The organism is Burkholderia sp. JP2-270 (genome assembly GCF_003233675.1).
In the GTDB taxonomy this organism is placed as follows: Bacteria; Pseudomonadota; Gammaproteobacteria; order Burkholderiales; family Burkholderiaceae; genus Burkholderia; species Burkholderia pyrrocinia_C.
Window position 1 is genome coordinate 1,872,608 of sequence record NZ_CP029825.1, and the last position, 13,945, is coordinate 1,886,552.

General features: G+C 58.0%; 15 protein-coding genes and 2 pseudogenes. 11 read left to right on the plus strand and 6 right to left on the minus strand.

The genetic code is table 11. From position 1 onward, the window contains the following. Positions 1 to 167: 167 nt before the first annotated feature. On the minus strand, positions 168 to 1,187 hold the full coding sequence (locus DM992_RS26325; RefSeq protein WP_080484403.1) for an IS30 family transposase: 1,020 nt from the start codon (positions 1,185 to 1,187) through the stop codon (positions 168 to 170). A 65-nt stretch (positions 1,188 to 1,252) separates the two neighbouring features. Between DM992_RS26325 and DM992_RS26330 the strand changes: the two genes are divergently transcribed. The 8 genes from DM992_RS26330 (at position 1,253) to DM992_RS26370 (ending at position 9,569) form a co-directional block, all read left to right on the plus strand. Continuing rightward, a complete protein-coding gene (locus DM992_RS26330; RefSeq protein WP_162631742.1) occupies positions 1,253 to 1,954 on the plus strand; it encodes an HAD family hydrolase in 702 nt (233 codons plus the stop codon). A 674-nt stretch (positions 1,955 to 2,628) separates the two neighbouring features. Then, positions 2,629 to 2,985, plus strand: a complete 357-nt coding sequence (locus tag DM992_RS26335) for a helix-turn-helix transcriptional regulator (protein ID WP_111019278.1) — start codon at positions 2,629 to 2,631, stop codon at positions 2,983 to 2,985. 284 nt (positions 2,986 to 3,269) lie between these two features. After that, entirely contained in the window at positions 3,270 to 3,905 is a 636-nt protein-coding gene (locus DM992_RS42895) for a TnsA endonuclease N-terminal domain-containing protein (RefSeq protein WP_230944691.1), read from the plus strand. Continuing rightward, positions 3,886 to 5,835 (plus strand): Mu transposase C-terminal domain-containing protein, encoded by a 1,950-nt coding sequence (locus tag DM992_RS26345; protein WP_111019279.1) that lies wholly within the window; start codon positions 3,886 to 3,888, stop codon positions 5,833 to 5,835. The genes DM992_RS42895 and DM992_RS26345 overlap by 20 nt, the downstream gene beginning before the upstream one ends. A 9-nt stretch (positions 5,836 to 5,844) precedes the next feature. Then, positions 5,845 to 6,753 carry a TniB family NTP-binding protein gene (locus DM992_RS26350; RefSeq protein ID WP_080323111.1) on the plus strand — a complete coding sequence of 303 codons (909 nt, stop codon included), beginning with the start codon at positions 5,845 to 5,847 and terminating at the stop codon, positions 6,751 to 6,753. Continuing rightward, positions 6,750 to 7,718 (plus strand): TniQ family protein, encoded by a 969-nt coding sequence (locus tag DM992_RS26355; protein ID WP_080323112.1) that lies wholly within the window; start codon positions 6,750 to 6,752, stop codon positions 7,716 to 7,718. The genes DM992_RS26350 and DM992_RS26355 overlap by 4 nt, the downstream gene beginning before the upstream one ends. 447 nt (positions 7,719 to 8,165) lie before the next feature. Beyond that, positions 8,166 to 8,888, plus strand: coding sequence for a TniQ family protein (locus DM992_RS26365; RefSeq protein ID WP_080323113.1), 723 nt, complete (start codon positions 8,166 to 8,168; stop codon positions 8,886 to 8,888). 249 nt (positions 8,889 to 9,137) lie between these two features. Continuing rightward, on the plus strand, positions 9,138 to 9,569 hold the full coding sequence (locus DM992_RS26370) for a hypothetical protein (protein ID WP_239511349.1): 432 nt from the start codon (positions 9,138 to 9,140) through the stop codon (positions 9,567 to 9,569). On the opposite strand, the gene DM992_RS26375 is transcribed toward DM992_RS26370, so the two are convergent. The 4 genes and pseudogenes from DM992_RS26375 to DM992_RS42900 all read right to left on the minus strand — a co-directional run. Continuing rightward, positions 9,555 to 9,800, minus strand: coding sequence for a cyclophilin-like fold protein (locus DM992_RS26375; protein ID WP_111019281.1), 246 nt, complete (start codon positions 9,798 to 9,800; stop codon positions 9,555 to 9,557). The two genes, DM992_RS26370 and DM992_RS26375, sit on opposite strands and share 15 nt — an antisense overlap. 191 nt (positions 9,801 to 9,991) lie before the next feature. Next, positions 9,992 to 10,264, minus strand: coding sequence for a DUF1488 family protein (locus tag DM992_RS26380; protein WP_111019282.1), 273 nt, complete (start codon positions 10,262 to 10,264; stop codon positions 9,992 to 9,994). A 388-nt stretch (positions 10,265 to 10,652) separates the two neighbouring features. Continuing rightward, positions 10,653 to 10,829: pseudogene (locus DM992_RS26385) on the minus strand (transposase); the annotation flags it as partial. Next, a pseudogene (locus DM992_RS42900) lies at positions 10,816 to 10,994 on the minus strand (LysR family transcriptional regulator); the annotation flags it as partial. The pseudogenes DM992_RS26385 and DM992_RS42900, both read right to left, overlap by 14 nt. 92 nt (positions 10,995 to 11,086) lie before the next feature. Between DM992_RS42900 and DM992_RS26395 the strand changes: the two are divergent. From DM992_RS26395 to DM992_RS26405, 3 genes are read left to right on the plus strand one after another with little or no spacing between them, the layout of a single operon-like run. Continuing rightward, positions 11,087 to 11,527, plus strand: a complete 441-nt coding sequence (locus DM992_RS26395) for a DoxX family protein (RefSeq protein WP_204356123.1) — start codon at positions 11,087 to 11,089, stop codon at positions 11,525 to 11,527. A gap of 21 nt (positions 11,528 to 11,548) precedes the next feature. Continuing rightward, positions 11,549 to 11,977: a nuclear transport factor 2 family protein gene (locus tag DM992_RS26400; protein ID WP_111019283.1), complete on the plus strand. Its 429-nt coding sequence runs from the start codon at positions 11,549 to 11,551 to the stop codon at positions 11,975 to 11,977. Then, entirely contained in the window at positions 11,977 to 12,903 is a 927-nt protein-coding gene (locus DM992_RS26405; protein WP_111019284.1) for an NADP-dependent oxidoreductase, read from the plus strand. Before DM992_RS26400 ends, DM992_RS26405 begins: the two co-directional genes overlap by 1 nt. 7 nt (positions 12,904 to 12,910) lie before the next feature. On the opposite strand, the gene DM992_RS26410 is transcribed toward DM992_RS26405, so the two are convergent. Beyond that, a complete protein-coding gene (locus tag DM992_RS26410; protein ID WP_111020397.1) occupies positions 12,911 to 13,804 on the minus strand; it encodes an AraC family transcriptional regulator in 894 nt (297 codons plus the stop codon). Positions 13,805 to 13,945 lie beyond the last annotated feature (141 nt).

Below are 13,945 nucleotides of genomic sequence, written 5' to 3' on the forward strand. Positions count from 1 at the left end.
CAAGAAGTCTGCTGATCGCGACAAACATTAGCCTAATGTACTGACGCCCTCGCTGCACAATGGCGGGCACCTCGTGGTGCACTGTGATTGTTGATGTCCACGCAGAACTGATCCACCGGTGGGTCAAGATTCGGTGGAAATCAACAGTAAGAGGGCGGTCTCAAGAATCAAGTGCAACGTTTAGCCAACCCGGTGGCAGCCAATTCCATCGCCATGGCCTCTTCGGGGGTTTTCCAGTTGAGGGTTTGACGAGGGCGTCCGTTCATCAGCTTGGCAATATCGTTCAACTGCATCTGGGTCACGCCTGACAGGTCCATTCCTTTGGGTAGAAACTGGCGCAGCAGGCCGTTGGTATTTTCGTTGCTGCCTCGTTGCCAAGGCGCGTAGGGATCCGCGAACCAGATATCCAGATTCAATCGTTCAGCCAGCTCGACATGACAGGTCATTTCCGATCCGCGATCGTAGGTCAGGCTTTCCCGCAGAAAGGCCGGCAGCTTCTTCATCTGGCGCGTGAAGCCTTCCAGTGCATCCTCGGCCGTGCAGCCATCCATGCGGCACAGCACCACGAAGCGCGTCTTGCGCTCGACCAGTGTGCCGACGCAGGAACGATTGAAGGCCCCCTTGATGAGATCGCCTTCCCAATGACCGGGCCATTGGCGCGTTTCGATTGCCTCGGGCCGATGGACGATGCGAAGTTCTTCCGGCACAAAGCTCTTGCGGGCCAGCGTCTTGCGTGCGTTGCCACGCACCGGTTTCTCCTGACGCAGGGCCTCAATCATGGCCTGCTTCAAGCCGCCGCGGGGATGGGTATAAATCGCCGCGTAGATCGTTTCGTGGCTGACTCGTTGCTCGGGGTTGTCTGGATGCATCTCGCGAAGTCTCGCAGCAATTTGCTGCGGCGACCAGCACCGATAAACCAGATCGTGATGCACCCGCCAGTACAGCGTGCTTCCTGCTGCCAGTTTCGCCTGACGCCGACTTCGCTCGCGGCGCGTCCGATAGGCTCTGGCCGCGCTTGTGGCGTCATAGCAGCGAGGCGCTTCCGTACGATTGCGCGCCAGTTCTCGTGTGATCGTCGACGCGCTGCGGCCAAGCAGCCTTGCAATCGCTCTGACGCTCGTGTTCCGGGCCTTCTCGATCATGATCACCGCGCGCTCTTCGGCGCTCAGATGCTTGTAATTCGTCATCGCAACACCCTATCTCATCAAAGGTGTTGCACTTGAAGCTAGAGTCTAAGGAGGTACGGCGCGAAATGACCAATTGGGTAACCAACCGACTCAGTGAGACGCAGTCGGATCTTCCTTTGCAGGATGCAGAAGGGATCAAGTTTGTGGTTTTCGATGCCTTCGGAACACTTTGCCGGATCCGGGATCGTCTGCACCCCTATGGAAAGCTGCTGCGTTGTTGCGACGACCGCTCGGCGGCTCGCAAACTGATAATGACCAGGCCACTGACGCTGCGCGACGCTGGGCAGCATCTGGGTGTTCACGATGACGCGCTAATCGCTTCGCTCGAAGCGGACCTTGCCGTTGAACTGGCGAGCATTGAGTTATACCCAGAAGTAGTTGACGTACTACACGGATGGAAAGAACGGGGTATCAAGATCGCGGTGGCATCAAACCTTGCGATGCCCTACGCCGAGCCGCTGCTGAGACTGTTGCCGTTTCCGCTCGACGCATATGCCTGGTCATTCGAGATCGGCTACACAAAACCAGCACCTCCTTTTTACGGGTGGGTGATCGCCCAACTGGGCGGCGATGCCGTGATTGGCATCCACAATACTGTACTGTGGGTGGGAGATAGTCTGCCCAACGATTATTGCGGCCCGATTGAATACGGATTGCGCGCGATCTTGATCGAACGCGAGCCGACTGGCCTACCGTCCCGTCATAGCCGAGCACTCATGGTGTTGCCGGAGCTACCGAATCCCCAGCTGATTCGAGGGCTGGCGTAACGAAGTCTGCCCAACCAGTTAATCGTTTGTGCCCCTTGGTCCGAGCGCGTCTGACCCTTTGAAGGCGGATGTCGCTCTATGGTCGTTCGAAGTCGGAGGTTATCGTCACCGCGCGTTTGCAAGAGTGCGGGCGGATCGCCCGGGACGATGTTGTCGATCGTATCGGCGATTTCCAAAGCGGCTTGAGTGCTCAGTGCGGCCGTCTTGCGGCGAATACGCCTTGCCGCCGCACGAATCCCTACGTCTTGATGCAGTGATATGGAATGCAGATTGGCCATCCGTTGTCGATCTGCTACCCGGCTCAGACTTGCCCTAAAAGTGTAACTTTCACACAACGGTCGCCGGTCGGCCGGCAGGCGGTGCTCGTCCGTCGTCGAAAATTTGTGTGCGTTTTGAACACCTATCGGTTAATTTTCGCCGATTTCAGCGCGCACTCGGTCCAGAGGTTTTACGAACGAATTGACCCTACTCGGGAAACGCCAGAGCCGGGACTTGTACAAAAAGGGAAATTATTTTCTTCTCATTTTCTGCGTCTCCATAACATGCCCCACTATTTTTCTATTCACGCGAGATTTCTTCTGCCCGTGTTGTCGCGCGGAAAAAGAAAAATTCCCTTGCCGGCCGGCTGGGTCACGGCATAGATTGAGAGATAGGAAACATCAAGGTGCGAAGCGATGACGCCATTTTCGAATGCGCTGGTGTATCACCGACAGCGAGCTGGTCTCAGTCAGACTCATTTGGCCAAGCGGCTTGGGGTCGCGATCCAGTACGTCTGGAAGCTCGAGCGCGCCATCAAACCACCACCGTCAACCGAGCAAATCGAGCGCATCGCCGCGGCACTCGAAATGAGCGAAGCCGATGTCGCTTTGTTGCTGGGGGCGGCCCAGGATTCCCAAAAAAAACTGCGGCTGCCTGACGAACTCGGTTCAGATACGCTGCGCGTAATCAATCGCCTGGTCAGGGCATCGACGCGTCTCAACAGTGACGAAGTCACTCTGCTGAACGAACTGGTTACGAAGCTGGATCGATAACGTCACCCCGAAATGTTTTTCCCCATCGACCTATTGAGTTAGGAGTACTGCCTATTCGACAGAAAAGAAAAAACCAACCCATCTAGGACGGATTGGTTCTTTCGACCCGGATTAGCGGGGAAATGCTGAGGCCTAAGCAACTTCAGTATAGCTCCCTCCTCATTCGCGTCAAGCCCCAACTCGTCTCCTAGTTGCGTGGAAGTGACATCCACGCGGTCGGCGCTCGCCCATACGGGCCGGCGCCCTCTCATCCACGCGCCCGTCGAGGCGCAGGAGACATCACCATGCCTTCGTACGATACCCGCAGTGGCGGAAATTTTCGAGGTTTCACGCCATCCGTCAAAAACGCTTGCTCGACGCCATGGTATTCCCTGGCTGAAGAGGCCACGACCCTCTTGCTCGAGTTCAGCCAGGAGGTACTGCGCTTCCGTAGCGCTCAAGATAGAACATTTGTCCTCCGTGAGGCCAGTCAGGTTTTTCGATACACGCCCGACTACGAGGTTGTGCGTCGCGACGGTTCGACTGTCTTCGTCGAAGCCAAGCCCGCAAAGGATTTACAGAAGCCTTCAGTGCAGGCCCGCATGGCGCGTGCGAGGGCCGTCCTCGCGCAGCATGGATACGCCCTCTTCATTTGGGATGAACGTACCTACATCGCCGGCACGCGTCACGAGACGCTGCGGCTCTTGCGGCCGTGGCGGGGGCGAATTTCATCCGAACGGATTCGGGAAGCACAGTGGCTTGTTGAAAAGAAGCATCCGAAGACTTTCCGAAATCTCGTGCATCTGGCCCGTACGCGCGACGTCGCGTTGACCTGGATCGCCAATGGCGCCGCAGGCATCGATCTCGATGTGCCACTGACCTCCGACGCAGCCATCTACGTCGCTCCTTCGGAGGTGCGTCATGCAAAAATTTTTGCTTAAACGTGGCGTCGAGTTCTGCGAGGGCGAGTACGTCTGGCGTGTCCAGAGTGCGATGCCCGATGGTCGAATCGAACTCAGCTCCGAGTACGGCTCGCCAATACGCCTGCACGAGGCGGAAATCTGGGCACGGCATGGTAACGGCCAATGGTCCGTCAGAGTCGAATCGCTGCTCGAGACAGGGGCGTCACCGATCGTCGTTGCTCGGCGCGATGTTTCAACATTCGAAGAGAAAGATATTGTCGTAATGCGTGCAAGGCTCGTCTATCTGAGAGCCGTCGAGGCGGCGAAGTGCTCACGCGTTCGCGAGGTCGAGAAGGTCATCAAACGGGTGGCGTGCGAGGTTGGCGCATCGATGCCGCCGGACTATCGAACCTTCTGTCGCTGGCGCAAGCGCTACCTACATTCGAGTGATGTCATGGACGTGGTGCCGCGACATGAAAACAAGGGGCGACGCGAAATCCTCGATGGTCCACTGCTCACGCTGGTGGAAGATGTGATCGATACGCACTATCTCAACGACCAGAAACTCAACGTCGCGAGATTGTACGATCATGTCGAGGAGGCCATCGACGTTCATAACGAACGTGATCCAGATAATCCGTTGCCAACGATAAGTAGGTCAACGCTTTATCGTCATGTCGAGAAACTGAACAGCTATCTCGTTACTGCGGCCCGGGAGGGTCGCGCCGAAGCACTGAAGCAGTATCGGCCAGTGTTTCGCCGACTCAAGACAAAAAGGCTCAACGAACGGTGGGAAATTGACCACACGCCAGTGAACTTGATGTGCGTCTGTGAGCGCACCCGTATGGTCATCGTTCGTCCCGTACTGACGCTCATCATTGACGCGCACACTCGTATGGTGATGGGGTTTCATATCGGGGCGCGCTCACCTGGCCAGGAGGAGGTCGGATGGGCAATGCAAATGGCCATGCTCAGCAAGTGCGATCTGTTGAATCGATTGGGTCTGGGACACCTTGAATGGCTGGCGCGAGGTGTGGCTGAGATGGTCGTCGGCGACAACGCGTGGGAATTCCACGGGTCCGCCATGCGAGCAGGCTGTGACGATCTGGGTATTTCACTCGTGTACTGCCCGAGGCGTGCACCCTGGTTCAAAGGCCGCATCGAACGGTTCATGCGCACGATAGCAGAACAGCTCTTTCACTTGATCCCCGGGACGACCCGATCGAATACCAAGGATCGTGGAGACTACCCGTCCGAGAAGCTTGCGTGCGTTTCGCTCGAGGAGTTGACGGTGTTTGTCGTGCGCTGGATTGTGGAGTGTTACCAGCACACGCCACATCGCGGCTTGAAGCGCAAGACGCCAGCCCAGGCTTGGCAGGAAAGTGCACGTCTGACACCTACCTATATGCCGGCCGATCCGGTTCAGTTATCCATCGCATTTTCGGACGCGATCATGCGCCCTATTACAAATAGTGGCGTGACATTTGATCACCTTTCATACAATTCCACTGCACTGCAGTTGCTCCGTCACAGCATTCCCGACGATGAAAAAGTGCGGGTGCGGTACTTCAACGATCAGACCGGCCATATCTTCGTCTACGACCCGCGAAGCAAGGAATACCTTCGCGTCGATTGTACGGATCCGGATTACACGAAGGATCTAACGCGATGGATGCATAACGAGATCACCGGCGGCATGCGAGACAGCAGCATCGACATCAACCCCGTCTCGCTTCGCAAGGCACGTATCCGTCTCGCAGACGATATTGCCAAGGCGGAACTTGATCAGAAACTCAAGAAGCGTAAATGGGTTGCGCAGATCAAGGGGAAGTCGAGCAAGGAACTTTTGTTGGGAACCGCCGGCGGGAACGCCGTGGACGATACCGCCGAGTCAGATCAAGTCGATTCCACGGTCGTCAGATTCGATAGTTTTCCTGAATTTTCAGTCATGAAGCGTACCGAACGGTAGGAGATCGTCATGAAACGATTCAATGTCCGCAAAAGCATCGTCGAACATCCCGATTTCGTTGCTGCGCTCAAGAGTATCGAGGACATCCATCAGTGGCTACGGGAATCCGGCGAAGCCGGTTGCCTGGCCACCATCGGAGAGTCTGGTGCCGGAAAGTCGACCGTGCTCGAATGCTACCGTGCCAAATTCCCGGTGCGTGAAGAGGTACTGCGCCGGCACGTACCGGTTCTCTACGTGATCGTGCCTGCGGTGCCAACCGTCCGGTCTCTTGCAGAGGCGATCCTGATTGCCTTGGGTGAGCTTCCGCAAGCTGGTCAATCGAGTGCGCGCTTGACGGAACAGATTGTCAAGCTAGTACATGGTTGTGGCGTCGAGATCATTATGCTCGACGAGTTTCAGCACTTTGTCGAGGGCGATCGTCGTTCATTGAGACAGGTCGCGAACTGGTTGAAGGTGCTGCTGGACCGACTCCCCACCGCTGTTGTGCTCTCGGGGCTGCCTTCGCTGCTCCGCGTACTGCAGGTCAATGGGCAGTTGCGGCGCCGGTTTTCTCGTGTGGCGGAGATTCGCTCGTTCGATGCCAACACTAAGGAGGGTGGTGAGAGGTTCATTGGCGTGATGCATGCACTTGCCAAAGATATGCCTCTGCCGATGATGGACATCGCAAATAAGCGGGTCGCGATGAAGTTGTATTACGCGACATCAGGACTGGTGGACTACATGTGCAAACTGTTGAACGGTGCGTATCGGATTGCAGAACAACGCGGGGCGAAAAGCGTCTCGCTGAATGACTTTGCCGCGGCATTTCTCGTCCATATCTGGAAGGATGCGCCGCCGGCACGCAATCCGTTCGATGCGAAGTTCAACGGTTACCCTCTCAACAAACCCGGTGAACCTTTTGCGGGAGACGTGCAATGACGACCCCGCTTCTTCTTAGCGTCGCACCGCATCGCGGAGAGTCGCTCTCGTCGCTGTTGCATCGCGTTGCCGAGGTCAATGGGCTGAGTGGGCCGGGGATGGTTCTACGACGTGCGGGCATGGCGGCATTCCGGCCGCGCTTTGCCTCGGAGGCTGATGCGCTTGCCAGTGTTTGTCGGCTTTCGTCGAAGTTGGTCCGGGCGATGACACCGCTGACCGTGGGCGCGATTGACCGTAACGGAACGAAACGTATCAAGATCAGCTTTTATGGTCACTGGGTCGAACCCGATTTGATTCTTGTCGGCGCCAACGAGCGCATATGTCCGGCGTGCATCGCGGAGCATAAACATATGCTTGGCGTGAGCGCATACGTGTTCGCAACGAGTTGCGCCGTTCACGGCGTGCGTCTCCTCGATCGCTGCCCAAACTGTAAGCGCGATGTGTCGGCCATGCGGCCCAGTTTGGCGCGTTGTCAGTGTGGGAGTGAGCTTGGCTCGGCAACGTGTCAACCTGCGGAGGCGAGCGAGATGCTGATTGCCCGGCTCATCGATCGGCGGTGGCGCATGAGCTTTGAACGAGATGTGCCGCGTTGTCCGCTGGACGTGCCACCGGATTTTTCAGCGCTTGATCTGGGAGAACTCTTGCGCGTGCTGTCGTTTCTGTACCGCGTAAGTGGTGCGACAAGTGGTTCGACGGACAAGGGGCTGCGGTCGAAGGCGATTGATGAACTTGGCCCGCGAATGCAGAAGATCGGACGCGTCTTGATGGACTGGCCCGACGGCTTTGCAGAACTTGTCAATGCGGAACGACAGTATCCGACGCGATCGAAGTCGCTCGTGGACTCGGCGCGAAGCGTTGAGCATATTTCTTTCCGCTTGTTTTCTGAGCTCCCTGAGCCGCAGTTCGCGTTCCTCCACCATGCCCTTGTCGACGCGATAGGACGCAATGCGTCGCGAGTCGCGTGACGCGAGGTCGTAATTGGCCGGTGGCGATCCGACTTTGATCAGATCGCCACCGGGTTCGCAGTGGGATGTCAAATTTCGATACGGTGAACATCGTGAAAACGTGCCGTTGTGGCGCATGTCGACCCGAATGCATGGTCGAGCGCGTGTCGGATGAGGTCTGGGATAGGTTGGTGAATCTTGTGCAGCGAATGGTCAATGACTCAGGTGAGCCGGAGGGGTTCGACGCGAAAAGGTGGTTGTGTACGTGGTTGCAAGAAGAGGTCCCTTCACTTGGATGGAGGAAGCCCGTTATCTATCTCGATAGCACCGATGGAGAGGAACTGGTGATCACGACACTGATGAGTATGCAGTCAGGTGCCTATCGTTAGTGACGAATGTTGTATCGGTCGCGAGTTCGATATGGGAAATTGGAGTTGGGTTTCTTGACCCACGAGCCGGGAGGATTCGATGTCACGATCACCGCTTGCACTTCGCGTCGACCCACATCCTGACGAATCGCTGTCGTCGATGCTCATGCGTCTGGTGGATGCGAACGGCCTGCGAAGTGTTGAGGCGTTGCTACGGGACGTCGGTTGTGTGGCCTTCGGTCCATTGGTTTCAGCCGAGATTGCAGAACTGTCGCGTGTTTGCCGCATTGGGCAATGCACCATGAGAATGATGTGTCCAATTGAAACCGGCGGACGGGCGCGTGGAACCGCGTTCGGGTACGCGATTGGTCATCATGTGATCGAGGCGAGGCATCTGCTTGTTCGGGCGCGCGAACGCATTTGTCCGCTGTGTGTTGTAGACGATGGGATCATGCTCGCCGTACATCGGCTGACATGGATGACGGCATGTCCCGCGCATTCCGTTCAGTTGCTTGACGTTTGCCCACAGTGCCAAAAGCCGATTGTGATGACGCGGCCGAACATGGCGCGATGCCGATGTGGCTTCGATTTTTCACGTATTTCGCCAGTAACATGCGCCGCGGCGGAGGCTGAGAATGCACACTATCTGTACCGGTGCTGGCGTATGCCGACGACGACAGGGTGCGAGCTTTCGGAAGGACTCGCTGCGGTGGAGGCACTAATAAGCCGCCGGCATATCGTGCAAGCGAAGAATGGTATCGGCCCGATCGACCGGCGAGCAGTTCCATTGAATCAGATCCGGGAAACTATGGGTTTTATCTGACTGCGCGGAGGTCGATTTGGGATGCGTGTCGATCGGTGTCCGAGAGCCGGATATAGCGACAAGCTTGCCAAGGTTGGCCAAGATGAACCGCCTCGGTGTCCTTCGTCAGGTAGTGCTGAATGCACGTGTTGGAGGCATCGATGCCAAATCGAATGGTGAATAGAGATGGATCTCGCTGACTTTCACATCGGACTCGAGTTCGTTGAGGGACCTTTCAGATGGCGATGTACGGACGTGGGATCTCGGACGGTGATCGCCATTCGACTCGTCGAGCGCGATCCGAACTGGTATCAAGGGCCGCCATACATGGTTGAGGAAGTAGTTCTCAGCGAAGAGAGACTTGGAGATTGCCATCTAACCGTGGAGCAGCACATCGAAGCGGCGATTGTCGAGGCCGATACGCTTGGCCATCCGGGCTATCCGAACGACGCGGTTCGTCGCATGAGAGAGGCCAGACACAAATCCTCAGATTATCCGCACAAGAGAATTTTCGGATTTGACCGCGTTCGTGACGATGGTGAGATCGTGCATCCATATGCGGCTCATAAGGCTATGGATGACTGGATGGTCAGCTTCTATCTGCCGTTTTCCCAGGATTGGGGAGAGATGCCGGAGTCGAAGTTCATCGCGTTGCCAATCGCAACGCCGGCGGACGTCAGGCAGCGATCAGGGCACGCATAGTCGATGGGGTATTCGGGCGACAGATCCAGTCGCCTTGGGGGACGCAGACGTCCCGCTACCAATAGCCACGCCAATGCAAGAATGCAGGGTCACCCGCTGGAAATCTCCACTTCCGATCGCAACCCGTACATGCTGCTGGCCGAGCGCCTGAGCAAGACCAGCAGGATCGCCCACGCGACCAAGCCGGGTATACGAATAGGATGAATCAAAGGTCTGATAGAAAGCAACCAAGGTTAAGCGTGTTGCAAGGACTGATGCCTGCGGCTGAAAGGAGACCCGCGAGGTGAGCGGTAGTGGACCGAATTATGGGGGTCTATGGCGCACCGAAGCTCGCGTTGTAGTCGATGAAATGAGAATGATCGGGAACGGGGCGGGCAACAATTGCGGTGGCCGGCAGGCTTTCGGTAGGCACAGGCAACGGTCTAGCGATGACTGTTGAAATCGGCCATCGTAAGCGTGACAGGTCCGTCGCCATGCGCGAGGATCTTGCGCTCTGCTATGGCAACGAGACGCCCGCGGCCGTCCGCTACCGCTTGGAGGATGCGCGTCTCGCTGGCACCTGTAGGCACCCAGAAGTGCTGTTCCAACACTTCCCGCTGCACATGACACGCGAACTCGCGGCCGCAGTTTGATAGTACAAAAATGATGCATCGCCCGTCGGGCGAGACATGTGGGTTAAGTTCAGTTGCTTCCACGATCGAAGTCCATTGGAAAAATGGTCCGGTGACTCCCTACATCGTACCGGCGAGATCACGTGTTTCTCAACTCAGGTCAAGCCCGCAAGGGAGTCGCCCAAAGTGGTTCACTCTACTGCCGTACAGGACTTGGCGACGCGTGCAACGGGGAACCACGGACCACCAGATGCTCTTCGAGGTCCCGCGTCAGAAGAGCGATCTGAAAGTACTAGACCCAACGGCAAAATTTCTGTTAGTTCAAAAATCAGGACCGGATACAGTTGCGCCCATGATGTCCAAGGTTAGACGGGGCGTCCCGCGGCGTCTCACTCGAACCAGCTGAACGGATGACGCGGATGACGCGGATGACGCGGATGACGCGGATGACGCGGATGACGCGGATGACGCGGATGACGCGGCGACGCAGTACGTCGACGAGCGGTTGCAGCAGCGCCGCAGGGTGACCAACCCACTTCGCCAGCAGCGAGCGATCCAGCTCGACACCTTCGCGCGCATAGATCACCGACTGCCGGTAGAGCGGCAGGTGATCCACGAACTTCGCGACCAGTACGCCTTGGATAACGTCCGGCGCGATCGAAAAGCCGCACGCCGATCTGGCCCTCCAGGTTGGCCAGTGTATGGCTAACCACGGACTGCGCCCGCGGAGCTTGCGGCCCGCAGCGGAGAAACTGCCTTCGTCGGCGGCCGCGATGAAGGTGCGAAGCTGGTCCAGCGAGGCGGCATCGAGAATATATCTATAGAGTAGATGGATTGTATCTAGAAATATATTCTATCTAGATAGGTGTCAAGTCTCTACTCTTCGTTCATCCACTCTTTGAAAGGATGAACACCATGAACTCGAACCTGAACGCCTCGCTGGACGAACACTCCGCAATCCCCGCCGTTGGCCGCACCCTTATCGCGGTCATCTTCTTCATCAGCGGCATTGGCAAGCTGATGGCCCCTGGCGCGACGATGGCCTATATCGGATCTTTGGGTCTCCCCGCGCCAGCGCTCGGACTGATTGGCGCACTGGTGCTGGAGCTGGCCGGCGCCACGCTCCTGGTCATTGGCTACAAGACGCGAGTGGTGGCTCTCCTCCTTGCTGCCTACGCCGTCGTGACCGCGCTGATCTTTCACCACGCGCTCGCTGACCAGAACCAGATGTTCCATTTTCTTAAGAACCTGGCAATGGCCGGTGGTCTCTTGCAGGTGGTCGCGTTCGGCCCCGGCGCCTTCAGTGTGGACAGCCGTCGCGCGCTGGCCAAGCGCGTTGCCGCCTGACACATCGCAGGAGCAGACATCATGAGCATCGCAACAACGCTGCTGGAGCAACACCTCCAGTTTCTTGTCGACGAGCCAGAGCAATGGCAGGGATTGATCGCCGACAGCATCGTCTGGGATCTGCCGTACGCACCCAGCCTGGGTCATCCGCTGAAACTCGAAGGTCGCGAATCTGTTCTGCGGCATGCAAGCTGGTTCGTGGGGGCGGTCAAGAACTTTCGCTTCTCCGACGCCATCGTGACTGCGACGGACGACCCGCAGCATGCGATTGCACGGGTGCGTGGAGAGGGCCTGATTGCGGCGACCGGCCGCACCTACCGCCAGGAGTATGTCGTTTTTCTGACTGCCCGTGACGGTCGCATCGTGCATCTTCGCGAGTATTTCGACCCGGTTCAGGCAGCGATTGCCCTTGACGCCCCTGTAGTGGGCGTCTCTTCCAGGAGCATCTGATGAAAGCAATCCAAGTGACTGCCTACGGCAGCCCCTTTGGCATGACGCTGGTCGAGGCGGACGACCCCGTACCGGGCGACAACGAAGTCTTGATCGACGTTGCCGCCGCGTCAGTCAATCCCATCGACTGGAAAATCGTAAGCGGCGCCATGCAGGCTTTCATCCCACTGCCGTTGCCGTTCACGCCGGGCGTGGACGCAGCAGGGACTGTCATCGCCGTCGGGCGCAACGTGAACACGCTGAAGCCGGGGGATGAGGTGATGGGATTCATCGGCATTGTCGGCGCCTTCGCCACGCGCGCCGTGGTTGAGGCAACCCGGCTGGCACGCAAGCCCGCATCCCTGGCGTTCGCGGACGCCGCTGTGACTCCCGCGGCGACGTTGACGGCATGGCAGGCGCTCCACGAGCACGGGGTCTTGCGAGCTGGTCAATCTGTCCTGATTCACGGTGCGGCAGGCGGCGTCGGCAGTGCAGCCGTGCAGCTTGCCAAACTGGCCGGTGCCCACGTGATTGGCACGGGCTCGGCCCTGAGTCGCGAATACGTGGAAAGCCTGGGCGCTGATGCCTTCATTGATTACCGCACGGAGGATTTCGCCGAGCGTGTCTCGACATTAGATCTTGTGCTGGATTTGATCGGCGGCGAAACCCAGGAGAAATCATGGTCCGTACTGAAACCGGGCGGCACGTTGGTTTCGACGGTCGCCAGACCCGATGCAGCCCGGGCCAAAGCTGCACAGGCGAACGGCAGACACTTCGCCACGCGTAGCGACGCGATGCAGCTTGAGCACCTGGCAGCGCTCCATGCGTCGGGCCATCTGCGCACCCATATCGATTCGGTCTACGGGCTTTCGGGCGTCGGCAAGGCGCTTGACCACAGCAGGGGCGGCCACGTAAGAGGCAAGATCGTTGTTGACGTGGCCCAGTAGCGCGCACCTAAGCGACAAATCGCACCGCCGGCGAGAGAGTGAAGGACTCACGCATGTCGCGTGCCTCTTCCACCGGCGTTCGCCCGAAAAGCCGCTTGAACTCCCTGCTGAACTGTGAAGTGCTCTCGTAGCCGACGCGTCCCGCTGCTGCCGCAGCGGTGACGCCGTCGCGAATCATCATCAGGCGCGCTTGATGAAGGCGGGTCGACTTGATGTACTGGATTGGCGAAGTCTGGGTCACCATGCGAAAGTTGGCGTGAAAGGCTGGCACGCTCATGCCGGCTTCTTCAGCCAGGCGTGTCACATTGAGGGGTGCCGCATAGTCCGTATGGATGCGCTTCAGCGCTCTCGCGACGCGGCCGAAGCGCCCGTGGTGGGCAAGAGCAGCACGCATTGCGCCGCCCTGTGCCCCCGTCAACACGCGGTAGCAAATCTCCCGCACAAGGCCTGGACCCAGAATCTGGGCATCCATTGGCACCGTCAATGCATCCAGCAGCCTGACGGTTGCGCCAGCCAGATTCTCGTCTAGCTGCGTAGATACCATGCCGTTTGGCGGCTCTTCAGGCAGATGTCCTGCTGCACCGATCTGCGTGATCAGCTCGCTGAGTTCGACGAGGTCCAGACGGATGGACACCGCCAACATGGGTTCTTCTGGCGAAGCCTGAGTTTCCGTGGAAAACGGCAACGGTACGGACAGCACCAGATAGTGCTGTGCGTCGTAGACATAGACCTCATTGCCCAGGAAGCCCAGCTTGCGGCCCTGGCACACGATCACGATGCTCGGCTCGTACAACACCGGTGTGCGTCCGAGGGGGCGGTCTGAGCGCATCAGCCGAACGCTGTCGAGCGTCGACTGTGTGTAGCCCTCATTGGGCGCCAGTTTCTCGATCAGACGAACCATCTTGGCGGAAGCGGGGGAGCGGACCTTCGACACCGCAGTCTCCTGTTGTTTGCCTACAGACGCCATTCTAGCCGCGCCTCTCCCGCTGCGCCAGCCCATTCGATAGGAATAGGCAATAACGGCATCGGTCCGTGTATTCGC